This is a genomic window from Faecalibacillus sp. TM498 (assembly GCF_020589955.1).
Classification (GTDB): Bacteria; Bacillota_I; Bacilli_A; order Erysipelotrichales; family Coprobacillaceae; genus Faecalibacillus; species Faecalibacillus intestinalis.
In genome coordinates this window covers 36045-59800 of the sequence record NZ_JAJDKB010000013.1, presented here as the reverse complement: position 1 = coordinate 59800, position 23756 = coordinate 36045, and the positions used below count along the sequence as shown (strand labels likewise).

General features: G+C 28.6%; 35 protein-coding genes. 27 read left to right on the top strand and 8 right to left on the bottom strand.

Annotated elements, in window-relative coordinates; translation table 11 throughout:
- The first annotated feature begins 201 nt into the window (after nucleotides 1-201).
- Genes LJD32_RS06105 through LJD32_RS06090 form a run of 4 tightly spaced genes read left to right on the top strand, consistent with a single transcriptional unit; the run spans nucleotide 202 to nucleotide 5277 of the window.
- On the top strand, nucleotides 202-1206 hold the full coding sequence (locus LJD32_RS06105; RefSeq protein WP_227391938.1) for a glycosyltransferase family 4 protein: 1005 nt from the start codon (nucleotides 202-204) through the stop codon (nucleotides 1204-1206).
- Nucleotides 1207-1217: 11 nt separating this feature from the next.
- Nucleotides 1218-2330, top strand: a complete 1113-nt coding sequence (locus LJD32_RS06100) for a lysylphosphatidylglycerol synthase transmembrane domain-containing protein (protein ID WP_081918937.1) — start codon at nucleotides 1218-1220, stop codon at nucleotides 2328-2330.
- A 9-nt stretch (nucleotides 2331-2339) separates the two neighbouring features.
- Nucleotides 2340-4334 (top strand): glycosyltransferase, encoded by a 1995-nt coding sequence (locus tag LJD32_RS06095; protein WP_032090255.1) that lies wholly within the window; start codon nucleotides 2340-2342, stop codon nucleotides 4332-4334.
- Nucleotides 4327-5277 carry a 3'-5' exoribonuclease YhaM family protein gene (locus tag LJD32_RS06090; RefSeq protein WP_227391939.1) on the top strand — a complete coding sequence of 317 codons (951 nt, stop codon included), beginning with the start codon at nucleotides 4327-4329 and terminating at the stop codon, nucleotides 5275-5277. Before LJD32_RS06095 ends, LJD32_RS06090 begins: the two co-directional genes overlap by 8 nt.
- A 127-nt stretch (nucleotides 5278-5404) precedes the next feature.
- Here LJD32_RS06090 and LJD32_RS06085 read toward each other — a convergent pair whose 3' ends face one another.
- From LJD32_RS06085 to LJD32_RS06060, 6 genes are all read right to left on the bottom strand, one after another.
- Nucleotides 5405-6538, bottom strand: a complete 1134-nt coding sequence (locus LJD32_RS06085) for a hypothetical protein (protein ID WP_227391940.1) — start codon at nucleotides 6536-6538, stop codon at nucleotides 5405-5407.
- Nucleotides 6539-7001: 463 nt separating this feature from the next.
- The gene (locus tag LJD32_RS06080) at nucleotides 7002-8585 is read right to left on the bottom strand and encodes an SIR2 family protein (protein ID WP_227391941.1); all 1584 of its coding nucleotides are present in this window, start codon (nucleotides 8583-8585) and stop codon (nucleotides 7002-7004) included.
- Nucleotides 8586-8597: 12 nt separating this feature from the next.
- Entirely contained in the window at nucleotides 8598-8921 is a 324-nt protein-coding gene (locus LJD32_RS06075; RefSeq protein ID WP_227391942.1) for a hypothetical protein, read from the bottom strand.
- Nucleotides 8922-8947: 26 nt separating this feature from the next.
- Complete coding sequence (locus LJD32_RS06070) at nucleotides 8948-9328, bottom strand: PH domain-containing protein (RefSeq protein WP_117480983.1); 381 nt, start codon at nucleotides 9326-9328, stop codon at nucleotides 8948-8950.
- Between the two features lie 21 nt (nucleotides 9329-9349).
- On the bottom strand, nucleotides 9350-10186 hold the full coding sequence (locus tag LJD32_RS06065; protein ID WP_227391943.1) for a hypothetical protein: 837 nt from the start codon (nucleotides 10184-10186) through the stop codon (nucleotides 9350-9352).
- 24 nt (nucleotides 10187-10210) lie between these two features.
- On the bottom strand, nucleotides 10211-10855 hold the full coding sequence (locus LJD32_RS06060; RefSeq protein ID WP_227391944.1) for a LexA family protein: 645 nt from the start codon (nucleotides 10853-10855) through the stop codon (nucleotides 10211-10213).
- 149 nt (nucleotides 10856-11004) lie between these two features.
- Here LJD32_RS06060 and LJD32_RS06055 point away from each other — a divergent pair, with 149 nt between their 5' ends.
- Genes LJD32_RS06055 through LJD32_RS06045 form a run of 3 tightly spaced genes read left to right on the top strand, consistent with a single transcriptional unit; the run spans nucleotide 11005 to nucleotide 12139 of the window.
- The gene (locus tag LJD32_RS06055) at nucleotides 11005-11220 is read left to right on the top strand and encodes a hypothetical protein (protein WP_199412981.1); all 216 of its coding nucleotides are present in this window, start codon (nucleotides 11005-11007) and stop codon (nucleotides 11218-11220) included.
- A 36-nt stretch (nucleotides 11221-11256) separates the two neighbouring features.
- Complete coding sequence (locus LJD32_RS06050; RefSeq protein ID WP_227391945.1) at nucleotides 11257-11961, top strand: phage antirepressor KilAC domain-containing protein; 705 nt, start codon at nucleotides 11257-11259, stop codon at nucleotides 11959-11961.
- Nucleotides 11962-11980: 19 nt separating this feature from the next.
- A complete protein-coding gene (locus LJD32_RS06045; RefSeq protein ID WP_227391946.1) occupies nucleotides 11981-12139 on the top strand; it encodes a hypothetical protein in 159 nt (52 codons plus the stop codon).
- 7 nt (nucleotides 12140-12146) lie between these two features.
- On the opposite strand, the gene LJD32_RS06040 is transcribed toward LJD32_RS06045, so the two are convergent.
- Nucleotides 12147-12677, bottom strand: a complete 531-nt coding sequence (locus LJD32_RS06040) for a hypothetical protein (RefSeq protein ID WP_118573652.1) — start codon at nucleotides 12675-12677, stop codon at nucleotides 12147-12149.
- A gap of 281 nt (nucleotides 12678-12958) precedes the next feature.
- On the opposite strand from LJD32_RS06040, the gene LJD32_RS06035 reads away from it, so the two are divergent.
- From LJD32_RS06035 to LJD32_RS05960, 16 genes are all read left to right on the top strand, one after another.
- On the top strand, nucleotides 12959-13264 hold the full coding sequence (locus tag LJD32_RS06035; protein ID WP_227391947.1) for a hypothetical protein: 306 nt from the start codon (nucleotides 12959-12961) through the stop codon (nucleotides 13262-13264).
- A 241-nt stretch (nucleotides 13265-13505) separates the two neighbouring features.
- Nucleotides 13506-13784: a hypothetical protein gene (locus LJD32_RS06030; RefSeq protein WP_227391948.1), complete on the top strand. Its 279-nt coding sequence runs from the start codon at nucleotides 13506-13508 to the stop codon at nucleotides 13782-13784.
- A 24-nt stretch (nucleotides 13785-13808) separates the two neighbouring features.
- Nucleotides 13809-14069, top strand: a complete 261-nt coding sequence (locus LJD32_RS06025; RefSeq protein ID WP_227391949.1) for a hypothetical protein — start codon at nucleotides 13809-13811, stop codon at nucleotides 14067-14069.
- A 21-nt stretch (nucleotides 14070-14090) separates the two neighbouring features.
- On the top strand, nucleotides 14091-14345 hold the full coding sequence (locus LJD32_RS06020; RefSeq protein WP_096807545.1) for a 3D domain-containing protein: 255 nt from the start codon (nucleotides 14091-14093) through the stop codon (nucleotides 14343-14345).
- Complete coding sequence (locus tag LJD32_RS06015; RefSeq protein WP_227391950.1) at nucleotides 14342-14518, top strand: hypothetical protein; 177 nt, start codon at nucleotides 14342-14344, stop codon at nucleotides 14516-14518. The genes LJD32_RS06020 and LJD32_RS06015 overlap by 4 nt, the downstream gene beginning before the upstream one ends.
- Nucleotides 14499-14789 (top strand): hypothetical protein, encoded by a 291-nt coding sequence (locus LJD32_RS06010; RefSeq protein ID WP_032090245.1) that lies wholly within the window; start codon nucleotides 14499-14501, stop codon nucleotides 14787-14789. Before LJD32_RS06015 ends, LJD32_RS06010 begins: the two co-directional genes overlap by 20 nt.
- Complete coding sequence (locus LJD32_RS06005; RefSeq protein WP_032090244.1) at nucleotides 14790-15449, top strand: AAA family ATPase; 660 nt, start codon at nucleotides 14790-14792, stop codon at nucleotides 15447-15449. It abuts the gene before it with no gap.
- Complete coding sequence (locus tag LJD32_RS06000; RefSeq protein WP_032090243.1) at nucleotides 15436-15768, top strand: hypothetical protein; 333 nt, start codon at nucleotides 15436-15438, stop codon at nucleotides 15766-15768. Before LJD32_RS06005 ends, LJD32_RS06000 begins: the two co-directional genes overlap by 14 nt.
- Nucleotides 15769-16263: a siphovirus Gp157 family protein gene (locus LJD32_RS05995; RefSeq protein ID WP_052010883.1), complete on the top strand. Its 495-nt coding sequence runs from the start codon at nucleotides 15769-15771 to the stop codon at nucleotides 16261-16263.
- A 15-nt stretch (nucleotides 16264-16278) separates the two neighbouring features.
- Nucleotides 16279-16845 carry a hypothetical protein gene (locus tag LJD32_RS05990; RefSeq protein WP_032090242.1) on the top strand — a complete coding sequence of 189 codons (567 nt, stop codon included), beginning with the start codon at nucleotides 16279-16281 and terminating at the stop codon, nucleotides 16843-16845.
- Nucleotides 16846-16856: 11 nt separating this feature from the next.
- The gene (locus tag LJD32_RS05985) at nucleotides 16857-17306 is read left to right on the top strand and encodes an ERCC4 domain-containing protein (protein ID WP_227391951.1); all 450 of its coding nucleotides are present in this window, start codon (nucleotides 16857-16859) and stop codon (nucleotides 17304-17306) included.
- Nucleotide 17307: 1 nt separating this feature from the next.
- Entirely contained in the window at nucleotides 17308-18063 is a 756-nt protein-coding gene (locus LJD32_RS05980) for a hypothetical protein (RefSeq protein ID WP_227391952.1), read from the top strand.
- On the top strand, nucleotides 18056-19291 hold the full coding sequence (locus LJD32_RS05975; protein WP_032090239.1) for a DnaB-like helicase C-terminal domain-containing protein: 1236 nt from the start codon (nucleotides 18056-18058) through the stop codon (nucleotides 19289-19291). Before LJD32_RS05980 ends, LJD32_RS05975 begins: the two co-directional genes overlap by 8 nt.
- A gap of 12 nt (nucleotides 19292-19303) precedes the next feature.
- Nucleotides 19304-19480, top strand: coding sequence for a hypothetical protein (locus LJD32_RS05970; protein ID WP_158546509.1), 177 nt, complete (start codon nucleotides 19304-19306; stop codon nucleotides 19478-19480).
- Nucleotides 19473-19958, top strand: coding sequence for a hypothetical protein (locus LJD32_RS05965; RefSeq protein ID WP_143712306.1), 486 nt, complete (start codon nucleotides 19473-19475; stop codon nucleotides 19956-19958). The genes LJD32_RS05970 and LJD32_RS05965 overlap by 8 nt, the downstream gene beginning before the upstream one ends.
- Before the next feature lie 370 nt (nucleotides 19959-20328).
- Complete coding sequence (locus LJD32_RS05960) at nucleotides 20329-20679, top strand: hypothetical protein (protein ID WP_118473751.1); 351 nt, start codon at nucleotides 20329-20331, stop codon at nucleotides 20677-20679.
- Between the two features lie 27 nt (nucleotides 20680-20706).
- Here LJD32_RS05960 and LJD32_RS05955 read toward each other — a convergent pair whose 3' ends face one another.
- Nucleotides 20707-21231 (bottom strand): helix-turn-helix domain-containing protein, encoded by a 525-nt coding sequence (locus LJD32_RS05955; protein WP_052010882.1) that lies wholly within the window; start codon nucleotides 21229-21231, stop codon nucleotides 20707-20709.
- Nucleotides 21232-21364: 133 nt separating this feature from the next.
- On the opposite strand from LJD32_RS05955, the gene LJD32_RS15300 reads away from it, so the two are divergent.
- From LJD32_RS15300 to LJD32_RS05940, 4 genes are all read left to right on the top strand, one after another.
- Nucleotides 21365-21496: a hypothetical protein gene (locus LJD32_RS15300; protein WP_264472076.1), complete on the top strand. Its 132-nt coding sequence runs from the start codon at nucleotides 21365-21367 to the stop codon at nucleotides 21494-21496.
- A gap of 142 nt (nucleotides 21497-21638) precedes the next feature.
- On the top strand, nucleotides 21639-21803 hold the full coding sequence (locus LJD32_RS05950; RefSeq protein WP_227391953.1) for a hypothetical protein: 165 nt from the start codon (nucleotides 21639-21641) through the stop codon (nucleotides 21801-21803).
- Complete coding sequence (locus LJD32_RS05945; RefSeq protein ID WP_052010881.1) at nucleotides 21796-22506, top strand: ORF6C domain-containing protein; 711 nt, start codon at nucleotides 21796-21798, stop codon at nucleotides 22504-22506. The genes LJD32_RS05950 and LJD32_RS05945 overlap by 8 nt, the downstream gene beginning before the upstream one ends.
- A 300-nt stretch (nucleotides 22507-22806) precedes the next feature.
- Nucleotides 22807-23709: a hypothetical protein gene (locus LJD32_RS05940; RefSeq protein ID WP_227391954.1), complete on the top strand. Its 903-nt coding sequence runs from the start codon at nucleotides 22807-22809 to the stop codon at nucleotides 23707-23709.
- The last annotated feature ends 47 nt before the right edge of the window (nucleotides 23710-23756 follow it).

Genomic DNA, 23756 nt, shown 5'->3' with positions numbered 1-23756 from the left:
CGGCGAAGATAGTACATTGTGCGAAAATAGCTCGTTGCCAGTTCCTTCTTTTTTTTTTATGTTTTTACATACTATTAATAATAAGTTCAAATTTGAATGCTATTATTTTATTGTTTTTTGTGGCTAGCTAATAGGGTAAAATTCTTGATTATATAGTTTCAAAAATAAAAATATGTTATAATAGATTGGGTGATGTTTTATATGAAAATTAAATTATATTTTGGAATGGAAAAGGCTATTAAGAAGTCTGGAATAGGTCGTGCGTTTTACCACCAAAAGAAAGCTTTAACATTAAATAATATTGAATTTACGACTGATAAAAATGATTTGGATTATGATATTTTACATATTAATACAATCTATCCTGATAGTATTTCAATGATTAAACAGGCAAGAGAAAATAATAAGAAGATCATTTATCATGCACATAGTACAGAAGAAGATTTTAAAAATTCTTTTATGTTTTCTAATACCTTTGCTGGTCTTTATAAAAAATGGCTTGTGTATCTTTATAATTCAGCTGATGTTATTATTACACCAACGCCATATTCTAAAAGCTTATTGGAGTCATATGATTTAAATAAGGAAATATATGCGATTTCTAATGGTGTAGATGTTGCACAGTTTAATCCAACATCTAAACAAATTAATGAGTTTACGCAACAGTTTCATATTTCTGAAGAGGATAAACTTGTTATATCTGTAGGATGGCTTTTTGAAAGAAAAGGATTTGATACTTTTGTAGAAGTTGCACGAGAAATGCCTCATGTAAAATTTATGTGGTTTGGAGATGTTAGATTATCCAATCCAACATCTAAGATAAAAAAATTACTCAAAGAATTACCAAAAAATTTAATATTACCAGGATATGTTAGTGGAGATATTATTAAAGGTGCTTATGGTAGAGCAGATGTTTTTTTCTTTCCATCACGTGAAGAAACAGAAGGAATTGTTGTTTTAGAAGCTTTAGCTTGCAAAACACAAATATTATTAAGGAATATTCCTGCTTTTGATCCATGGATGCAAGACCAAGTTAATTGTTATAAGGGGAAAACAAATCAAGACTTTATTGATTATATTAATAAAATTATTAATCACGAATTACCTTCGACAGTAGAAGAAGGTTATAAAGTTGCTAAAGAAAGAGATTTATTATTAATAGGAAAACAATTAAAAGAGGTATATGAAAAAGTTGAATCTCTTTAGAGGATAATATTATGGATAAAAAAAATATAAAAAAATACATACTAAATGTAGCTATTATTCTAATAGTTGGTGGATTATCAATTTATTTTTCAATTGGTAATCAATTAGAAGGAACGATTAAATCGTTAAAACATTGTCATTTAGGGTGGCTATTGGTTGTTGCTATTTTAATGTGTATTTTTTATTTAATCAATGCAATGAATTTGACACTTTTTGCTAAAGTATATAAAAAAGATTATACCTTAAAACAAGGAATCGTAAATGCAATGGCTGGTATTTTCTTTAATGGAATCACGCCAATGGCCTCTGGTGGACAATTTTATCAAGTATATGCTTTTAATAAACAAGGAATCAAAGCAACTTATTCGTCTAGTATTTTATTAATGATTTTTATTGTCTATCAAAGTGTATTGGTTGTGTATACATCTATCATTATGCTTTTAAAATTTGTTTATTTTAGTAAATTGTATTCTGGTTTTTTTTCACTAGCATTTATTGGATTTATTATTAATTTAGTGGTTATTTCTACTTTATTTTTAGGAGCTAAGTCTGAAAAACTTCAAAATTTTTTAAGTAATAATGTTGTTAAAATATTAGCAAAATTACATATAGTGAAAAGCTATGAAGAGGTAAGTTCTCAAATTGAAAGAAAATTAGAAAACTTTAGAATCGAACTTAATTTATTACAAAAAAACAAACCAATATTACTTAAATCAATAGGATTAAATGTATTAAAATTGACAATTCTTTATAGTATTCCATTTTTTTGTTCTCTTGCAATGAATGTTCCTCTTTCTTGGAGACATTTCTTTGATTTAATTGGAATTACTGCTTTTGTTTATTTGATTTCAGATTTTGTACCATTACCAGGAGCAAGTGGGGGTAGTGAAGGTTCGTTTTATATTTTACTTCGTTACTTTTTAAAAGGAGCGACATCAGCAACTTTACTTGTTTGGAGATTTGCTACTTATTATGCTGGTCTTATTCTTGGAGGTCTTACAATGTCATTTAGTAGAGAACTTAATTTTGCAACAAAAAATGATAAAAAAGAAATTACAGAAAATGATCAAATAATCGTTATAGAAGATATAGAAGAAATTGAATTTGATGATTTTAAAAAATAGGAGGTCTTTATGAAAATAGCACTTTTTTCAGATACATACATACCTGATATTAATGGTGTTGCTACATCAACAAATATTTTACGAAATAAACTTGTAGATTTAGGACATGACGTTTTAGTTGTAACAAGTGAACTTCCAAGTGATACAACTTATGATGAAAGCCTAGATAATCAAGTTTTAAGAGTGCCAGGATTAGAAATACAAGCTCTTTATGGCTACAGGGCATGTAATATTTTTTCTTTTAAGGGTATGAAAGAAATTAAAAGATTTAATCCAGAGGTCATTCATGTTCAAACAGAATTTGGTATTGGTATTTTTGGAAGAATTGCTGCAGAATATTTAGATATTCCTGTTGTTTATACGTATCATACTATGTGGACAGATTATTCACATTATATTAATCCAATCAATTCTGAAACAGTAGATACTGTAGTTAAAAAAGTAATTACAAAAATTAGTAAATTTTATGGAAATAGTTGCCAAGGATTAATTGTTCCTTCAAATAAAACAAAAGATGCTTTAATCCATTATGGTTTAAAACAAAAAAATATTTATACGATTCCTACGGGATTAGAACTTGAACGTTTTTCAGTTAATAATAAAAACAACGAATTATGTCAAAGTTTAATAGAAAAATATCATTTACAAAATCATTTTGTTCTTACATTTTTGGGAAGAATTGCTCCTGAAAAAAGCATTACGGTTATCATAGATGCTTTAAAAAAAGTTGTCGCTATTAATGATAATATTCGTTTTTTAATTGTTGGGGGTGGACCACAATTAGAAGAGTTAAAAGAATATGTAAAAAATGATCATATTGAACCATATGTTATTTTTACAGGGCCTCAAAGTGGTGAAATGGTTCCAGCTCATTACCATATTTCTAATATGTTTATTTCAGCATCTTTATCTGAAACACAGGGATTGACTTATATTGAAGCAATGGCATCTTCTATTTCTGTTATTGCTCGTTATGATGATCAACTTGTAGATGTTATTGATGATGGAAAAAATGGTTTTTTCTTTAAAAATGAAGATGAATTACCAAAACTTATATTAAATGCTATGGAAATGGATTTAGATGTTTTAAAAGAAAATGCATTAAAAAAAGCAAATGAGTATAGTGGAGAAACATTTGCTAAGAAAGTATTAGAAGTTTATAAGCAAGCCATTCTTATTAAAGAATATACTTATACAGTTGTTTCGATATTTCCCATAAAGAATAATAAAAATGAGGTTTCATTTACTTATGATGAAAATGAAAGTGCTGTAACATTAGAATTATCAGATAAAGTAATAGATCAATATGAACTGTATCGAGGGAAAACAATTGATAGAAATCAGTTTAATACACTTAAAGATCACGAACAAATCAGTAGGGCATATAACAAAGCCTTGAAGTATTTATCTATTAAAGATTATACTGAACAACAAATGAGAAAGAAATTAATGGATTCTGGAGATTATGATGATGCTCAACTTGATACTACTATTCAACTTTTATCAGAAAAAAATTTAATTAATGATAAAATGTACGCAATGAATTATTTTAAAAGATGTACACGTTTGGGAATAGGACATAACAAAGCAATTTATAATTTAAGAAATTATGGTGTTGATACTGAGATAATAGATACATGTTTAGAAGAACTTGATGATGATGAAGAATATCAAGCAGCGATGCTTTTAATCAATAATTATTACCAAAGAAACAGCACGATTTCTTATCGTAACATTCAAAGAAAAATTAAAGAAAAATTATTTTTAAAGGGATTTACGAATGATGTTATTGATAAAGCAATGGCAGAGTATGATTTTGAATATGATTTAGAGAAAGAAAAATTAGCTTTGGAAAAAGACTATTTAAAAGCATCTCATCGCTATGAAAAAAAATTAGAAGGAAAAGATTTAAGAAACAAAATAATTGATACATTGTTAAAAAAAGGATATAATTACGAAGATATTAAGAATATTCTAGAAGTTAAGGAGAATAATGATGAATAAAATAGCAAGTTTAAAACCTGGTGATGATGGTGTTTTAATTGAAGCATTAATTAATCATGTTGTATCAGGAAAAACCAATGGAGCACATCGCTCAACGTATTTATCTATGACATTACAAGATGATACAGGATCTATTGATGCTAAGTTATGGAATGCTAGTGAAGAACAAGTACAAACTTTAGTAAAAGGTTCAGTTGTTCAGATAAAAGGTGATGTTATAAAATATAATGAAGATAGACAAATGAAGATTGTAAAGATTTATTTAGCGTCACAAGATGATAAAGAACGTATTAAATTTTTAAAACAAGCACCATTGGATAGTCAATTTATGATCAATGAAATTAAAAAGTTTATTGATCAAATAGATAATTTAAAATTACATCAATTAGTAAAAACATTATTTGAAGAAAATATTGAAAAATTATCTTATTATCCAGCAGCTAGCAAAAATCATCATGAATATGTTTCAGGATTGGCTTATCATACGTATGGAATGTTAAAAGTTGCAGAATCATTTTGCACTTTATATCCAACGCTTAATAAAGATCTATTATATTCTGGAATCACATTACATGATTTAGGAAAAACAATTGAATTAAGTGGTCCTGTTGTTCCAGAATATACGTTAGAAGGAAAATTATTAGGTCATATTTCTATTTCAAATGCGATGATTAAAGAAACTGCTGATAAACTTCATATTGAAGGAGAAGAAGTAACTTTATTACAACATATGATTTTAGCACATCATGGAAAAAATGAATATGGTTCACCTGTTCTTCCGCAAATCAAAGAAGCAGAGATTTTATATTTAATTGATAATATAGATGCTCGTATGGCGATGATGGATAAAGCTTTAGAAACCGTTGAATATGGAAAATTTACAAAACGTGTATTCTCATTAGAAAATAGAGCGTTATATAAACCAAAGATGTATGAAAAGTAGCAAATGCTACTTTTTATATTTTTTCAAAATTTGAAAAAAATAGAATAGAAAATGACGTAAAATCAAGGGTTTTGGGCGATTAATTGTTACTAAATGTACCTAATTAGTAACAAATTAGTAACAAAAATCACACCTTGATTTTATTTATTTCTATGAATAATTTATTGATGATCGTATCAGTGTAAGTATCAAAAGTAATATCCTTCATTTTATGGCCAAGAATTCTTTTTCTACTAAAAACATCAACGTTATTTAATTGACATAAAGTAGTAAATGTAACCCTTGTATCATGCATGGTATGATTCATATTTAACTCTTTCATATATGGATTGAAACTAGTATCTTTAAAAACACTGTATGTATTATCAATAATTCTTTTTCTTTTCTTTAGCAGCAATTCAATTACAAAAGGTTTAATAAAATCATGGATTGGAATAACTCTGTTTCTTCCTGCATCTGTTTTTAAACCAGTAAAGAAATAAGATACTTTTCTTTCAATACCATCATCGTTGCAAGTTTCATCTATATGTATATCTTTTCTATTAATATTTAGCAATTCATTTGCACGTAATCCACTAAAAATGTAGATGAGTATAATTTTACCTATATCACTATTATCATCTCTAATACGTTTAATTTCATTCATAGAGAATGCATAATGTTTTGTACTTTCCTGATTTTTTCCACAAGTAATAAATTCAGTATAATCTTCATCACGACTGATATATTGATGAATGACAGCGTATTTGAAAACTTTTGTACAAAGTATTTTCATGTGGTCTTTTGTACCTTTTCCACATTTGTCATTATCAAATACAAATTGTAAATCTTGTAAGGATATATTTGTAATTTTTCTATCATATATTTGTTTGAAATGTTTGATCCATGAATTGTAACCAGTTTGTGCTGAACTTGATAATAAAGAAAATTCTTCTTTGTTTAAGATATCAAATATTTCTTTAAATGTTGGTACTTTGTTATCATGTTTCTCTTTGACTTTATTAAATATATCAGGAGATAATTCATTTGCTTCTTTATCGTTAATTTGTTTATTAACAGTTAAATGATAAAGTGATAGGGCGTTTAATGCTTCAAGTTCAGTTTCAAAAGTACCAATAGTTACTTGTTTCTTTTTTCCTGTAACAATGTCACGTTCTTCACTTGAAATTTTGGCACAGTAGGGCTTTCTTCGTTTACCTGATAGTTTTACTACCGTACCACTATTATTGGGTCTACGCTTAAATGTTGTTTTTCTAGGCATAATAAAAACACGTCCTTTCAATTTAATTTGCCTTGAACGTGCTCTATGTGGTAAAATTGAGTACGTAAAAGGACTTTTGAGATGGTTCTTTTTATTGTGATGTTGGCGCATCACATATCTGCATCCTAGTTGGCGCTAGGGTGTTTTTTTATTTTATGAATTAGTTAAACGAAACAGATAATTTAATATAAATTTGTAAAATTCATAAATTTTTTAAATCAATTAAGTTGTATTAAGCTATATTAAATCAAATCAATTTGAAAATTTGTTAATTTCCATATTAGTAATTTCATAAAATGGGTTGTTTTTTTTTGATAAATTGGTATACTTTATATCGAAGGTAAGAACAATTCAATTGTTAAACCTCGATGTAGTAAAGATAACACAATAAAATGTGTCAACTGAGATGAAATGTTGGTAACGGTTATGGTTAGCTATAACGTGTGTACCGGCATTTTTTCTTTTACTTATAATTTTCTTTATAATCTATATACATAACAACTCTTTTAAAATTTGAATTTTTTATAAGTTTATCGATATAATTATAAAAGTAAAGTTTACAAATTTCTCGAAGTTGATACAATGATAAATAATCAATGCTATTTAGAACACCTTTGAACACTTTATTGATGTCATTTGTTTCTTGCATATATTTTTTTACTTCAGTAATATTATTGAACTTCGGAGCATTTTTTAAATTTTTCTTTTTATACGTTGGGGTAATTATTTTATCGATTTCATCATGATAGTTAACATAGTTTTTTAATTTAGGAACTTCATTTATATCGATTTTTGCTCTTTTTATGTATTTATAAACAGGCATTAACCTATTCAAAGGAAGAGATTTAAATCTTTCTTTGCACATATTTTTAGAATTAAATTTTTTATTGTTAAATATAATATCTTCCAAAATCTCTTCATCTTTAACAACACTATATCCATATTGATTAATAATATCCTCTTTATTACCGATAGCAATGGCAATATTTTTATCAGAAAGATCATCAGGTATTTCGTCAATGCCAAAGATTACATTAGATGGGTCTCCGCTAACAATGGTATTATTAACTATTCTTTTCACCAATCTTTGAGTATCTCTTATATTTTTCGGTGTCATACCAGGTATTAGTTGATTTATCGTTTTATATACTTTTAAAAAATTGTCAGTGGCAATTTCAGTGATAGGAATATTTTCTCCTTTTTCAGTAATAATTGTTCTTTTGATTTCAATTAGATCTTTTTCATTTTCTTTATATGTAATGAATATAAAATTATCGCTAATTGTATCAAGTTGTTCAGGAGTTAAACAGTTAAGAAAATCAACAACAATTTGTCGTATGTTTTCATCAGTAAATGAATATCCTAAAAAAATAATTGGAGACTCTGTGAATAAAGTCAACATTTTTGCGATAAACAATTTTCTACTTTCATTAAATTGAGCATAATCATCTTTAGTAATAACTATTGTACTAGCATCATCGATTGAACCATGAATTTTATATAACTCCGAAACATTATAAGAATCTTTTGAAAACATTTCATGCTGCCTTGTAAAAACTGTATAGTGCTCATCTAGAATATATCTTTCAATAAAATTATCGTAGTTTGTGGTAATAACAGCTGATACTTTGTTTTTTAACAATGCTATTTCTTGAAGTTCTTTTTTTATAATAACCGAAGAATTATTTAATCTTAAATTTTTGAGTCTGTGTCTAATATACATTTTGTACGGCGATATTCCTCTTTTTGCCCATGCTGGATTTTTAGATTTTCCAAATGATATTTCTCTATTATAAAACGCTTCATTAAAATCATTTTCGATAATAGTTCCTAATTCTTTGTACTGATCAAAAATTGATATACCTTCACGTTTGAATTTTTCTTTATATCTACCGATATAAAATGGATCATTATTTACTTTTTTAAATGACTCATTTAAAAGTTCATCCCAGCTAGGAAATTTTTTTAAATAACGTTTAGGAATACCGGACCCGATAAATAGTACAGGCAAACGTTTATTTTCTACCATCTTTTCTAATGCGTTCATTTTTACATCTCCTTACTTTATTAAATTGTTTTTATCGAATCTCTCTTTTGCAATTTTTCTTGCTGAATTATAATCGTAAATTTCATTATTAAAAATATAATATAAATTTTCACCAGGGTTTTCTTTATAATAAAAGCAGCCAATATTTAATTTTACATCATAACTATCATTATTTAATAGTGTTTGTAAAATAGTATATCCATTTTCGATAACTGTACTTCCAAATCCGTAGTCAAATTCAAAGAGTATACCTTTGTTAATAAGAGAATCTACAATCTTTTTTGAATATTTGTTGTATAAATTTAAGACAATTTCTTCGTAATTATTCTTTTCCATTTCCTTAATCCTCTTCTCTCTAAAAATTATTGATTACTAAGTATTGCTTTACCTAAGATTTGGTCAAATTCTCTTATATCACAATTAGAATTTACTTTGATTTTAAAGTGACCTGCTTTAGTCCAAAGTTCAAGCTCTGCATTAATATCAAATAATTTACCTGCATTCTCTGTTGACCACATATCAATAGAACGATAAGGCAATGAATATATTTCTACTTTGCTTCCTGTCATTCCTTGTTTGTCCATGATAATAATTCTTTTATTTGTTAGTGCTGCTTGATCTCTAACAGTTTGATAACATTGTAAGATTTCTTCTCCTTCTACTAATATTTCTTTCATTGCTTTGTCTGGTTCAACCTTTTTTAAAAAAGTCCAACTTAAAATTACTTCATTATTTACTGCCATTTTTTCTTCCTCCTTTGATGACTATTTTTTATAATCTTTCAATTCCTTTTGAACATCAAGAATATATTTACTTCTAATTAAATGAATAATCATTTTAAAAAGCTTATCATACCATTTGATATAGTCAGTATTAGAATCGAATTTAATATTTCCATCATTATTATGCCTTATGTAAAATTTGTTTAGCATGTAGAATATATCGTCAGTTAATGATTTATTAATAGAGTTAAATTCTTTTCTTTTCGGTTCTAAATAATCACCTAATTTTTTCAAAATAATTCTTTTTTCATTTATATCATTTTCAATTCTAAAATCATTGTATTCTAGCAATGCTAATCTTAAATCATTTTCATTTTCGATAATTGATAATATGCTATCAGTATCAGCATCACGCTTTATAAATGTGTAATGATCGTTTATTTTTTCTATAGAATAATTTGAAAATTCCATTATAATCTTGATGTTTGTGGTAATTAAATCAAATTCGTCTTGATTGTTAATAAATAGATCAAAAATTTTTTTATTAAAATTTATTCCATAAATATTAGCATTATAATAATGTGATGCTACCCACATTACAAAATCGTAAATAAATTGTAAATAATAAAAATATTCCGTATCATTCATTTTTTCGACTTTCATAGGCAATTCTATTAAATCAAAGAAATCATTAACATTAGTTGCGGTATATCGATAGGGCCATAATTTAAAACAACTATTAACCATACTCCAAAATGTATTGTTATTATAGTATCCGTCGAAATTTCTAAATTGTGGTTTGGCTAGATATTTCTCTATACGTAAGCATTCTTTTCTTATATCTGTTCTTTTTTCTAATTCAAAAATACTTTTTACCAATGTTTAATCCTCCAAATTTATTCATTAAATAATATCACTTTGAAAAGCAATAGCCTTTCCAAGTACCTTCACTTCATTTAATTTATCACCTGATAAAACGATATCTTCATATTTTGGGTTTTCAGGCTTTAAGATAACAAGGTTTTGTTCTTTATAATAATAAAAACGTTTTAATGTAGCTTCATCATCAATTATTACAACTGCAATTTCTCCATTGTTTACAATATCTTGTTTTCTAACAAAAACTATATCTCCATCATAAATTCTTGCATTGATCATTGAATCTCCTTGACACTTTAGACAAAAATCAGCCTTCATATCAGTACCAACCATAATATAGCTTTCTCTATCTTCATCTGCGTATATTGGTTCTCCACAAGCTATAGTTCCTAATAATGGTAGCTTGATTTTATCTATTTTATAAAGATTATCTGCATTATCAGTTGTATCATTTTGTGAATTAGGTTCATTCCACCCCATTAATAAACCTGGAGTAGTTTCTAATGCATCGGCAAATGCAATTATTTTTGATTGTGGTAAATCAACTTGTCCTTTTTCTATTTTTGCTATCATACTTTTATCAGCATAACCTAATTTTTGAGCTAATTCTGTTTGTGTTAAATTCAGTTGTTGACGTTGTTTTTTTATGTTTCTATACAACTCAAGCATTTTTTATCACCTCATTTTCTTCCTACAATTATAAAATATCATAAGTTGTAAAATTATTCAACATTTTTGCGTATAAGGTTGACACAAATTCAACTACGTGATATATTATGTGTGGGTTGAATAATATGCAACTTTTGAAAGGAGGAAAAATGACAGATATAAAGAAACTCAAAGAAAAAATTGAAGATAGTGGAATGACTATGACCGCTATTGCGAGAAAATCCTATATTTCAAGGGAAACTTTATACAATAGATTAAACGGTGTGGGGGAATTTACAGCTTCAGAGATTGTTGGACTAACATACGCTTTAAAATTAACAAAGCATGAAAGAGATATTATTTTTTTAAATAAAAAGTTGAATTAAAAGCAACCTTAAAAAATTATGAAAGGAGAAATCAAAATGAATGAATTGTTAAAAGTCAATTATGCCAGTGACCGCATTACATTATCAGCAAGAGAATTACATGAGTTTTTAGAAATTGAAACTCCATTTAAAAAGTGGTTTGGAAGAATGGCTGAATACGGGTTTAGTCAAGAAATTGATTACCGAGAAGTTATGGACAAAATTGTCCAAAACCCTAAAGGTGGTCGACCATCAACAGATTATGAAATCACTCTCGACATGGCAAAAGAAATTGCAATGATCCAACGAAGTGACAAAGGTAAAGAAGTTCGCCAATACTTCTTGGAACTAGAAAGAAGATGGAATAGTCCTGAAGCAGTAATGAATAGAGCTTTGGAATATTCAAGAAAGCAAGTAAAAGCTTTGATGGAAGAAAACAAGGAGTTGAAACCAAAGGCATTGTTTGCTGATGCAGTAAGTGCTAGTGATGAATCAATCTTGATAGGTCAGTTAGCAAAGCTTATTAGACAAAATGGTTATGAAATCGGTCAAAATCGCTTGTTTGAGTGGATGAGAGAGAGTGGTTACTTGATTAAAAGTGGTTCAAGAAGAAATCAACCGACTCAAAGAGCAATGGATATGGGATTGTTTGAAGTTAAAGAAAGAACAATCAGTAATCCAGATGGAAGTACAAGAATTACGTTGACTACTAAAGTTACAGGTAAAGGACAAGTTTATTTTGTTAATAAATTCTTGTCGTAATGATGAAAGGAGATACTGAATGAATAATCAAAAAAAAATTGCTGAATTGGATGAGATAACGATTGAAGTTATTAATCTATTAGCTGATAAAGGTGTAAGTGTTAATGATGCAAGATATATTTCGGAAAATATACCTACAATTTTGGAAGTAGAAACAAAAGTGAAAAGGATAGATTAAATTCATCCTAGAGTTTGATTTTTAAAATATCTTCCATTGTTCTAGAGATTTTTTCAAGAGATTTATCAGCTCCATTAACAGAGGTATGCATATCTGGGAATGGGTTACTTGCATCACAATCTAGAAAAAAAGAATCTGTATAAGTATTTGCAGATGAATGGTATTTTACTTCAAAATTAAATTTTCTTGTTTTTAAACGATATGGGATAAGTTCACAAATAAGTTGACCGTTTGGAGGAATTGTAGCGCCAGATGCTCTTTCAAATGGATTTCCTTGCATTGCTTGGCTTTCTTCTTTTGTGAGATTCATATCTGAATTTATGTAATCGATAATACAACTTGTAGAGCCAAAGTTTTTGGTGATTATATAAAGCTTACCGTCAAAATAACGAGAGTATATTGAAATTACAGGTCTAGTTGATTCTTCAATCATTTTATTGTTTTGTTTCAAAGTTATTAACGAGATAACAATAGCAACAATGCTTACAGTTGTTGATGCAATTATTCCAATGATTTCAATAATGTCAGAAGCTAGCATAGTGTGTTTCACCTCACTTTCTAATTAAATTTCGATATTGCCGTACCGATAACTTAATTATAAAGAAAGAGATGAAAGATGTCGAAAACAATTAAATAAATTACTGATCATCCAGGAATCAATCTCTAGCAAAGCCTATTTTATTAGATTCCTAAAGTTGATGATCATAGAAACACCAAATTAATAACAAATTTCTTTTTTTAATACAATACGTGAAGTTTTCATTTTGTAATAGAGATTGGTTCCTTGGTGGTCAGTAGTAGAAAGGAAGAAAAAAAGTTATGACTCAATCAGAACAAGTTGAAATTATTAAATTCAAAATAAAACATGAAATAGAGTATTTAGAAGAACTTGTTGAATACAGAAATAATGCAAGAAAAGAATTTGAAAAATGCTTTCCTAGAGAATGCAAAGAAAAGAATTCTGATCTTGATGTATGTTATACAGCTATTTCTATTCAACACACATATTTGAATGGTGTTCTTGATACTGCATATAATTTAAAACTTATTTCCCAAGATGAATATAGCGAATTATGTGAGCAAATACTCAATAAAGTTTTAAATAGGAAGGATATGGAATTATGAAATGGATTTTATGTATTTCAATTTTACTTAATGTGCTGGTAATAATCATGCTGATTTATTTAAAAAGAGATCGTGATTGGTATTAAAAATCATGGTTGGAATTAGCAAGAACTATTAGCAAAGCAAAAAGGAGGGGTAAGTTATGACATCTAAAGGTATAGCAGCAGTTATTACAGTTTCTTGTTTTGTTGGTAACTGTTTAGCAATTTTGGTTAGATCTTTATGAAAGGAGGGATAAATCATGGATGAAAACAACATTTCAGTTGAAGAAGTCATGAAGATTACTCACAAGAGTAGAGAATTCATAATCAATGCAATTCAACAAGGATGTTTTCCTGGAAGTGTTGCAATATCTGGTACTAGAAGAAACGTACACATTCCAAGAAAAGCATTTGAGGACTACATGAATAAGTTCAGCAGAAGTCCTAGTGAGCAATTGATTATTGCATTGCTTAATTCTTTAAATGAAAAAAGCACTCGTCATCAAAAGACAAGTGCACAACACGCAAACAAATTATAAACAAATTCGGGAGGAATTGCAAATATGAAATTAACACAAAAAGCACAGGTTACATTGTTTGGTGCTTGTGTAGCAAGTTTAATCTTTGCAGGAACTGGTTATGCTCAAGCTAAATTAGTAGAAGCAAAGTATGAAGAACAAAGTAAACAAATTGAGTTGTACAAGGATGAACTCAATGATATGCAAGGTCAGCTTCAAGAATATACAAAGTACAAAGCAATGTACGAGTGTATTGCAGTTGAAAAAGACCAACTACAAAAAGAAGTTGAAGAACTTCAAAAATGAAGATCTTTAGGGGTCTTTAGAATTACGGCGTACTGGTATGGAGAAGATGAATATGGAGCCTTAACTTCTACGGGAGTTAAGGCACAAGTCAATCATACAATCGCTGTAGACCCCCAAATAATCCCATACGGGAGTGAAATCATGATTGATGGCCAAATTTACGTGGCTGAAGATTGTGGTGGAGCAGTTAAAAATAACGTGATTGACGTATGGGTGGAACATCAAAGTAATAGCTTTGGTGTTAAATATAAAGAAATTTACATCAAGAGGGAGTGAAATTAGTGACCAAGAAGCAGCTAGAAGAAAAGATAGAACATCTAAAACACGAGGTGTTTCTATTAGATATGAAAGATCATTGGGATAGTGCTGATTTCAGTTTAAGTAGTTCGTTGAATCAAGAACTTTCTAAATATGAAGGAATGCTTAAAAATGGACGATATGACAGATGAAAATCTAATTGAATCTAGAAACAGTATCAATAATACAGTAATAGAATTAAAAAACAGTTTAGAAGAGCTTGATGTATGGCAAAAGGAAATCAGTGGCATAGATTACTTTTTAAAAGGTGTAGAAGACCTACTTAATAATGATGTGGGTTTAGGAATTACAATTAAACCTTTTGAAAGTATTCTATCAGAAATAAGAAAACAGTTAGATGATGCTCTTGATGAGCAAGAGGAAATCATCAAAGAAATAGACAAAGAATTGGGGGAATTTTAAATGGGTTTAGCAGTTTTAATCAATGGTGAAAGTGGAGCTGGCAAATCAGCTTCTTTAAGAAATTTTAATAAGAGTGAAGTTTTAGTATTTAGCTTGCATAAGTCAAGACTTCCTTTTAAAAGCAATATCAATGTTATCAAAATGACAAATATGGCTTATTCAGAACGTTATGAAGTTATCAAACAATCAATGAAGAAATACCAAGATAAGGTTAAAACCTTTGTTATTGATGACAGTGATTATCTTATGTTCTTTGAACAACAACAAAGAGCAAAAGAAGGTGGCTATGCAAAATACAATGAAATTGCAGGCCATATGATTGACTTAAAAAATTACATTGAAACATTAAATGATGATGTCATTGTTTACTTTTTGAATCATGTTGAAGTTGATACAAATACAGGAAAATCTAGAGCAATTACTGCAGGTAAATTGATTGATACACAATTAGGTACATTTGAAGCATTATTTGAAAATGTATTATTTGCAAAAATCATTGATGGTAATCATGTTTTCGTAACCAACAGTGATGGTACTACTACCGCTAAAACATCAATGGGAATGTTTGAAGAACAAGAAATTGATAATGATCTAAAAAAAGTAGATGAGGTTATCAGAGAATATTACGGATTAGGAGTTGAAGAAAATGCTCAAGAATAATGATCAAAGAAGAGAATTCATTCTAAACAAAAATAATTGGATTGTTAAAGATAGCTTATCAACTCTAGGTATTAGAGCTTTGGAATTAAAACTTACCAATTCAATTAGTTTAATCAAGTTTGAAAAGAAGCTTACTCAAGAAGAAAAGAATTGTACACATAACCAATATCACTATGTTGATGATGTAAAAGTTGGAGACTACGTTAAATTTGATATGGGCAATGATTTTTATAAATTGGTTGATGGATGCATTACAAAACCATCTTTATCAATCAATAACGCAATAGCATTAATTAAAATTTTAAAGGAGGAAAAATAAATGAAGTTATATGAAATTCCACAAGAAATTGAAAATCTTGTAAATGAAGAAACTGGAGAAATTACTGATCCAATTCTCTTCACACAATTAAATGAAAATATGGAGCAAAAACTCTCATATTTAGCTTTAATCAATAAAAATCGTGAAAGTGATGTAAAAGCTTTAGATGATGAAATCAAAGCGCTAACGGAAAGAAAAAAGGTTTTAGAAAACAAGGTAAACAATACCAAAACTTTCTTATCTAGTTTTATGCTAGAAAATGGCATTAAGAAGATTGAAACACCAAGAGTTGTTATCAGTTTTAGAAAGTCAACATCAGTTGCAATTGATGATGCAGTAGCTTTATTGAATGATTTCAAGGAAAAAGGTTTGACTGATTTATACAAAACCAAAGTAACTGAATCATTGGATAAAACAGCCATTAAGAAGTGGCTTAAAGACAATATGAGTAATTATTGTCATTTAGAAGAAAAGCAAAACATTCAAATCAAATAGAAGGAGACAAAAGAAATGCAATTAAATTTCAACAGAAAAGAATATGAAAGAAAGTTCTTACAACCAGGAGGGTATGTAGGAAAAATCGTTAATGTTGGCATGGAAGGAGAAACAATTAAGGTTTTCTTTGACATTGCTCAAGGAGAATTCAAGGATGTTTATTTAAAAGAATATCAACAAGCTGGTGGAGGAACAAAATTTGTTCCAGATAAATGGAATAAAAAAGCTGTAGTGAATTTTAATTTTCAATATACAGGTGCTAAATATGCATTTGCGGATCTATTAAATTATTTAGAAGAATCAAATCAAGCATTTAAATGGAATAATGAAACAAACGATTTAAAAGGTAAATTGGTTGGTGTCATTTACAAAAAGAATATCTATACTGATAAGTTTGGTGATGAAAAAGAAGGAACTGATTTTCCATCTTTTACAACTGTTAAAAATATTGCAGAACACAAATATTCTATTGAACCAGTAGATAAAAATAAATCATCATCTAGTGCTTCTACTAATCCTAGTGTATCTAATACTGGTACAAGTGATAGTTTCAACATCATGGAAGATGATATTCAATTCTAATGCTGATTCAAGTGGATACAAGAGAAAAACCAAGTCAAACTGAAAGGATATTTGAACACTTTGATAATCAAGGTGTTCAATATCTTATTAAAAAGCTTGATGTTGGTGATTACATGTCATTTTCAAATATCAAATGTGCGATTGATAGAAAACAATCTATTGGAGAATATGCAGTTAATATGGGTGCAGATCATGCACGTTTCAAACGAGAAATGATAAGAGCAAATGAAAACGGAATAAAGCTTATCTTCCTGATTGAAGATGACAAAATAAAATCTATTGAAGATGTTAAAAAGTGGTGGAATCCAAACAGTATGTTTCATCAACGTTTTATGACTGGTGAAATGTTGTACAAAGGGATGAACACGCAAATAGAAAGATATGGTGTTGAGTTTCACTTTTGCAAGAAAGAGGAAACAGGTTATAGAATTGTAGAATTATTGAAAGAAAATGGTGGTTAGTATGTCGTTTGAGGAAAACAAAAAGTTAGGTTTTTTCAAATTGTATAGGTCAATGATAAATTGGGAATGGTTCAAGGATTCGAGTACGCTACACGTCTTTATCTATTGCTTGTTAAAAGCAAATCATAGAGATCAAAAATACAAAGGTGATGTGGTTAAACGAGGGAGTTTCTTTACCAGCAGGAAGATTATTGCTGAGGAAACGGGAATGACCGAGCGTAAAGTAAGGACTGCACTAGAACACCTAAAAATGACCAACGAATTGACCATCTCAACAAGTTCCAAAGGTACTGTTATATCAGTAAATAATTATGATGATTACCAAAAAGTGACCAACGAATTGACCAATGAACGACCAACAAGTGACCAACGACCGACCACTAACAAGAATGAAAAGAATATAAAGAATGTAGTAGTATCTGATGATACTCCTACAACTACAACAATTTTTGATGATGATTTTGTGAGATTTTGGAAGGCATATCAAAAGAAAGGTTCGAAGAAAGATACTTATGAAGCATGGAAGGAACATGAATTTGATGAAGAAGAAATTGATCTAGTTATTTTCGCTGCTAAAGAATATTCAAAAGAAAATGCAAGTGATAGAACTTCAATGATGTATTCAAGAACATTTTTAGAAAATGATATTTATTTGGATTATCAAGATAAGTTCAAAAAATACAAAGTCTACTTAAAAGAACAAGAAGAATTGGATGAGATTAGGAAGAAGCTTAAGATGAAGGATGGTTATGAATGATAACAACGTAAAAAGATATGACAATGAATTTCAATTCTTAAGCATTTTATCCAATGATAGAAAATTAGTAGACAAAATCAAATTTAGTGAAGATTACTTCATGAGTAGTCTTTACAAGAAGTTTTATCGCTATCTAAAGAATGAAAACAAAATGGATATTGAGCGTATGCTTGATTACATGACTCTTGAAGAAGCAAAGGGTTTTGTCACAGAGGTATATATCAACAACATGTATGCTGATAGTGACAAAGAATCCATGGCATTGGGATATGCTAAATTGATTTTAGAAGATTACAAAAAGGATGAGTTGATAAAGTTAGGTGCAGTAAGTGGAACAATCTCAATGAATGAATACTATTCGAGGTTGACTGAGATTGTAAAGCTAAACTGTGAAATAGAGGTTGAAGCACTATCTAAGGATATGATTGACGAAATGATATCAGATGATAGCCAAGGGATTGTTATAGATGGGTTTGGTATTTTAAGCCTTTTCCTCAAACTGGATGTAACTGATTTAGTGACGGTTGCAGGTACTAGTGGCTTTGGTAAATCGGCATTTCTATTAAACCTGTACAAATCCTTGTCACAATACAAGAACCTGTACAAGTGCCATTACTTCAATCTAGAGGTTTCACCGAAAATCATGATTAAGAGATTACTGGCAATTACTTCAGATCATAAAGTTGATGAATTTAACAAAGGCATCATCAATGAGGACTTCTATATAAAAGCTAGGGATAAAATACAAAACAATAATTCCTATATTAAAAGTGGCTCTATCTCAATAGAGGAACTAAAGGCAGTAACTCTTAATGCGTTAGATCCAAACAAAATCAATATTGTGTTTGTGGATCATATTGGATTATTAGAAACTGAAGATAGGAATTTCAGTAGAAATGAATATGACAAGGTTACTCATTGTATGAAGGAATTAAGAAATCTAGCTTTGGATAACAATCTTATCATTTTCGTGGCAAGTCAATTTGATAGAGTTTCAATCAAAACCAACAACATAAGCATGTCCTCTTTAAAATCATCAGGAGAAATAGAAAACAGTTCTACTCATGTGCTTTTGCTAAAAGAAAGTAAACAAAGAGAAACACCAGAAGACCAAAAGAAATACTATCAAGAAGTAACCGTTGAAATTGCTAAAAATAGAAATGGTGAAGTAAGAGAACTTGATAATTATACATTCTTAAAAACAAAACAAATATTTAGAGAAAGTTAGAGGAAATAGAAAATGAACATTGAATCAAAAATCATGAATCTAATAAATGCGTATGCTAAAGATCATGAATTAGCAAAACCATGTGGCAGTGAATATATCACACAAAACGATAGTGCACAAGAAGATGCGCTTCAATTAGTTTGCAATATATTTGATTTATATGCTGGAGGTAGTAATGAAAATGATTAAAGTAGAAGAAATTGCAAAAAAATACAAAGGATACGAAGTGGATGAGGAAAAGTTAAAAGAGTTTCTCACTCCACCTAAACCTAAAACGGTGTGGGATTTAAAAAAAGACGATATATATTGGTATTTTTCTTCTTTTGGGATGTTTATTTCTGATAAATGGAACAATTATGATACCGACATTGCAAGAAGATCGCTTGGCAGTTGTTTCTTAACTAAAGAAGAAGCTAAATTTGAGATTGAAAAACGTAGAGTTGAAGCCACTTTGTTAAAGTATGGTAGAAGAAGATTTAAAAATGGTGAACGTAATTATTATTTTTTTTATGATCACGAGGATAATTTAATTAGAAAAACTATAGTTGATACCTGTCAAAGCCAAGGAATAATCTTTTTTGACAATGATGAATTAATAGACCAAGCTATTAAAGAAGCAGGAAAAGATAATATTAAAAAATACATTTTTGGAGTTTATGATGAATGATATGGATAAATAGCATAGATGAATATGTTTCATTGCAAACAATTCAAAATTATTGCAATTCTCAAAATGAATGTGAAGGAAAGTGTCCACTTTTTCCTCTTTGCTGTTGCATGAGTAAAGAACCTAGTGATTGGTGTTTAGAATATTGTCCACCAAAAAAAGATGAAGGTAATTCCAAATGAGAAAAGAAGATGTTGCAAAACCAGTTGATTGTAAGAAGTGTCCATCATGTAAATATTTCAATCATGACAAGAAGCGTTGTTCTTTGAGGATGTGTAAAGATCAACCGAGTTTGTTTGATTACATTGGGAACAGGTTTTGATGAATGATTAAGAAAAGTTAAGAAAAATAAAAAGCAGGAGGTTTAGAAATGAATTCTAAAGAAAAAATAGAGTATTTAAAATCTTACAAGGATAAAAAAGAAAGATTAGAATTTGTAAAAAATCAAATACAAGGTGTACAAGCGATAAAGTATACGCCGAGTATAAATAGTCCTAAAAAGTCTTTATGCTCCTATATCGAAGAAAAAACGCTATTAGAGGAAGAGTTAAAGAGCATTGAAGAATGTGTTAAAGGCGTAAAAGATGATAAAGCAAGATTTGTGTTAGAATACCGTTTCCTGGAATTCATTCCTTTATCTCAAATTCCTGATTATATGAGTTTTAGCTATTCTCAAATCTATAGGTACTATGAAAAGGGTTTAGAAATGATTGAAATATAAAAAAACTCCTACTCGTTAGAATGGGAGTTAAAATGTTATATCATTTAATATATCCTCTAATACAAATTTATCATATTTTAAAGTATTTTTAGCATAGTTATCTATTAACGATTTAACGACGATTTCGTATGTATCTGCATCAAGTGTATGATCTTCATACAGAGCTTTTACTTTTCCCCATTTTGTTAAAAATTCATTTAATATAGAATTTTTAACTACTAAAGACATATTATAATCATCTTGAGAATAATGATATTCTTCTATATCAATATGAATAGATTTACAAATATTTACTATTAAATTGAAAATATCGGAATATGATGTAAAATCTTTTGTTTTATGAATGTTTGAAAGCCCACAAAGCCAGTCTATAGAAATGTTGCATTTCTTAGCGATGTTGTACAAAGTATCTATATTTGGTGTTTTTGAGCCATTTTCATATGAAGACAATGTAGTTTGTGCTACATTTATTAAATCACCGAATTGACTTTGTGTTAAATTCATAGATTCTCTAAGTTCTTTTAATCTTTTTGCTATTAATTGTTCGTTCATATTTACCACCTTCACTTATATTATATAGTGATTGTTAATAAAAATAAACATTAGTTAATAAAAAGCGTTAAATATTATTGACTAATTATATTTATAAATATACAATGATAAATGTAAACGAAAGGAGGAGCTTATGAAAAACTTGTTATTTCAGATTGATGAAGATTTACATAAGAAAATAAAAGTTAGAGCAGCCGAAAATGGTCAAACAATAAAAGGCTATATAACTACGTTGATTAAAAAAGATTTAGAAACAAAAAAATAGAGAGTTGTCCGCTAAAACAATACTCTCTATTAAACCATCTAGGCGAATGTATTTTAACTTTGTTTGCCTAGAAATTCAATCAAAAGAGGAAAAGGAAGGTAAAAAACAATGGGAAGATTAAACACATTAAAAGCAATAGAAAATGAAAAAAGGGAAGATAAATACTAGATATGATCTAACTTTTGAAGATATTAGAAAAATAGAAAAAGCAAGTAAAGGACATTTTGACTTAATTTGTAAATTCTTTGTATTTGGATATGTTCAAGGTGCAAAAGCACAAAAGAAAGGATGTGCTTTCAATGGATAATCAATTAATGAACACATCAGCAATTGAAACGATCGACAGTAGAGAAGTTGCTGAAATGGTTGATATGCGCCATGATAATTTGTTGAAAAAAGTAAGTAATTACGAGAAAATTTTACTCAACTCAAAATTGAGTTCAGTGGATTTCTTTATTCCTAGTGAATACCAAGATAAAACGGGTCGTACTTTAAAATGCTACCTATTAACCAAGAAAGGTTGTGAAATGGTAGCAAACAAGTTAACTGGAGAAAAAGGTGTAATCTTTACTGCTAAATATGTTAATCGTTTTGAAGAAATGGAAAAACAAATAAAAATCCCAAAAACTGATAGAGAAATTTTACTTTTGAGTGTCAAAGTTCAAGAAGAAACAGCTCAAAGAGTTGATAAGTTGGAAATGAAAGTCAATGGTTTGGAAAATACTTTAACGATAGATCATGGACAACAATTAAAATTACAAAGCATTTGCAAAAGTAGAATCATTTCTTTGTTAGGTGGCAAAGATACTCCTGCATACAAAGAACTCTCAAAGCAACTCTTTAGCTTTATTTGGAGGGATTTTAAGCAATACTTCAATATTTCAAGCTATAGGGATTGTTTGATAACTGATTTTGAAAATGCAGTCAACTATCTAAAAACATGGACTTCTGATAACAACATGAAATTAAAGATAGATTTGGTTAATTCTCAAACACGATTAGAAATCTAGTAAAGATGATATGTAATGATATGTGATGAACATAAAATATGTGTTATTATAGTAATGTGGATTTAAAAAGAAAGAGGTATCCATGATGCCGACACTTTGTATTGATTCATTCACGATTGATTTTTTCCCTAAAGATGTATTACTTTGAAAAGCTCTTGTTTCAGGGGCTTTTTAGTTTGGAATCCTTTTTTAAGGACTTTAATATCTCTAATTATTCTCGTATAAATAATTTGATTGATAAAATAGCTATTGTATTAATACATACGTTTAATATAAAATATAAGAAAGGGTTGAATGGAGATGTTAAAATTGGCGAATGAAAATATTGAAACAATGACAATAAAATTTGAAGGCAGTGATGATATTGATTTAGAAACTCTTTCTACTGTTTTAAGAGGAACTGTTAATAGTTTGAAGATAATTGCTGATAATAAATTGGATGCTGAACAGTATTGTAAATTTAAATTAAAAGATGTTAGAAAAGGAAGTATAATACTAGATATATCATCAATAATTGTATCAAATTATGCTCCACTACTTACGTCGTTACCTACAATTATCACAGCATTTAATGATTACTTAAGTATAAAGAAACATTTAATGGGAAAAGAACCAAAAAATATAAAAAAAGTTGATGACAAACATATTGAAATTGAAAACAATAGTGGAAATATACAAATATATAACATTGATACTGTAAATTTGTATGGAAGTAATGATGCATTGGAAAGAGAGTTAACAAAGTGTTTTAAAACAGTTAATAAAGATACTGATAGAACAGGAATGACATTTATTACTTCAAGAAATAACGAACCTGAAAAGGCGATTTCTTTTTCAAATTCTGAACTGCAATCTTGCTCAGAATTAGTGGATGTATCTAAATTGACCACTAATGTTGAAGAAAGTACAACTGAAGAAACTTTACGAGTAATAAAAGCTGACTTTTTTGGTAATTCTAAATGGACATTCTTTTTGAATAATCAAAGAATTGAAGCGGATATTAAAGATGAAATTTTTTTGGAGAAAGTTCATCAAAATCAAATATTATTTGATGGAAATACTAGATTGAAGGTTCAATTGCTAATAAGATATAAGATTGATTCAAATGGAATACCAATTGAAAATGAAAAAGCTACATATACAGTGTTAATGGTATTGGATGTAATTCAAAATAATATTGAAAAGAAAACATTGTTCAGTTAAATAATCATAAGCAACTTCGGTTGCTTTTTCTTTTACCCAAAACAAGG

Coding starts and splice junctions, on each gene's coding strand:
- LJD32_RS06105 (WP_227391938.1), top strand. CDS start 202: ATGAAAATTAAATTATATTTTGGAATGGAAAAGGCTATTAAGAAGTCT.
- LJD32_RS06100 (WP_081918937.1), top strand. CDS start 1,218: ATGGATAAAAAAAATATAAAAAAATACATACTAAATGTAGCTATTATT.
- LJD32_RS06095 (WP_032090255.1), top strand. CDS start 2,340: ATGAAAATAGCACTTTTTTCAGATACATACATACCTGATATTAATGGT.
- LJD32_RS06090 (WP_227391939.1), top strand. CDS start 4,327: ATGAATAAAATAGCAAGTTTAAAACCTGGTGATGATGGTGTTTTAATT.
- LJD32_RS06085 (WP_227391940.1), bottom strand. CDS start 6,538: ATGCCTAGAAAAACAACATTTAAGCGTAGACCCAATAATAGTGGTACG.
- LJD32_RS06080 (WP_227391941.1), bottom strand. CDS start 8,585: ATGAACGCATTAGAAAAGATGGTAGAAAATAAACGTTTGCCTGTACTA.
- LJD32_RS06075 (WP_227391942.1), bottom strand. CDS start 8,921: ATGGAAAAGAATAATTACGAAGAAATTGTCTTAAATTTATACAACAAA.
- LJD32_RS06070 (WP_117480983.1), bottom strand. CDS start 9,328: ATGGCAGTAAATAATGAAGTAATTTTAAGTTGGACTTTTTTAAAAAAG.
- LJD32_RS06060 (WP_227391944.1), bottom strand. CDS start 10,855: ATGCTTGAGTTGTATAGAAACATAAAAAAACAACGTCAACAACTGAAT.
- LJD32_RS06055 (WP_199412981.1), top strand. CDS start 11,005: ATGACAGATATAAAGAAACTCAAAGAAAAAATTGAAGATAGTGGAATG.
- LJD32_RS06050 (WP_227391945.1), top strand. CDS start 11,257: ATGAATGAATTGTTAAAAGTCAATTATGCCAGTGACCGCATTACATTA.
- LJD32_RS06045 (WP_227391946.1), top strand. CDS start 11,981: ATGAATAATCAAAAAAAAATTGCTGAATTGGATGAGATAACGATTGAA.
- LJD32_RS06040 (WP_118573652.1), bottom strand. CDS start 12,677: ATGCTAGCTTCTGACATTATTGAAATCATTGGAATAATTGCATCAACA.
- LJD32_RS06035 (WP_227391947.1), top strand. CDS start 12,959: ATGACTCAATCAGAACAAGTTGAAATTATTAAATTCAAAATAAAACAT.
- LJD32_RS06030 (WP_227391948.1), top strand. CDS start 13,506: ATGGATGAAAACAACATTTCAGTTGAAGAAGTCATGAAGATTACTCAC.
- LJD32_RS06025 (WP_227391949.1), top strand. CDS start 13,809: ATGAAATTAACACAAAAAGCACAGGTTACATTGTTTGGTGCTTGTGTA.
- LJD32_RS06010 (WP_032090245.1), top strand. CDS start 14,499: ATGGACGATATGACAGATGAAAATCTAATTGAATCTAGAAACAGTATC.
- LJD32_RS06005 (WP_032090244.1), top strand. CDS start 14,790: ATGGGTTTAGCAGTTTTAATCAATGGTGAAAGTGGAGCTGGCAAATCA.
- LJD32_RS06000 (WP_032090243.1), top strand. CDS start 15,436: ATGCTCAAGAATAATGATCAAAGAAGAGAATTCATTCTAAACAAAAAT.
- LJD32_RS05995 (WP_052010883.1), top strand. CDS start 15,769: ATGAAGTTATATGAAATTCCACAAGAAATTGAAAATCTTGTAAATGAA.
- LJD32_RS05990 (WP_032090242.1), top strand. CDS start 16,279: ATGCAATTAAATTTCAACAGAAAAGAATATGAAAGAAAGTTCTTACAA.
- LJD32_RS05980 (WP_227391952.1), top strand. CDS start 17,308: ATGTCGTTTGAGGAAAACAAAAAGTTAGGTTTTTTCAAATTGTATAGG.
- LJD32_RS05975 (WP_032090239.1), top strand. CDS start 18,056: ATGAATGATAACAACGTAAAAAGATATGACAATGAATTTCAATTCTTA.
- LJD32_RS05970 (WP_158546509.1), top strand. CDS start 19,304: ATGAACATTGAATCAAAAATCATGAATCTAATAAATGCGTATGCTAAA.
- LJD32_RS05965 (WP_143712306.1), top strand. CDS start 19,473: ATGATTAAAGTAGAAGAAATTGCAAAAAAATACAAAGGATACGAAGTG.
- LJD32_RS05960 (WP_118473751.1), top strand. CDS start 20,329: ATGAATTCTAAAGAAAAAATAGAGTATTTAAAATCTTACAAGGATAAA.
- LJD32_RS05955 (WP_052010882.1), bottom strand. CDS start 21,231: ATGAACGAACAATTAATAGCAAAAAGATTAAAAGAACTTAGAGAATCT.
- LJD32_RS15300 (WP_264472076.1), top strand. CDS start 21,365: ATGAAAAACTTGTTATTTCAGATTGATGAAGATTTACATAAGAAAATA.
- LJD32_RS05950 (WP_227391953.1), top strand. CDS start 21,639: ATGAAAAAAGGGAAGATAAATACTAGATATGATCTAACTTTTGAAGAT.
- LJD32_RS05945 (WP_052010881.1), top strand. CDS start 21,796: ATGGATAATCAATTAATGAACACATCAGCAATTGAAACGATCGACAGT.
- LJD32_RS05940 (WP_227391954.1), top strand. CDS start 22,807: ATGTTAAAATTGGCGAATGAAAATATTGAAACAATGACAATAAAATTT.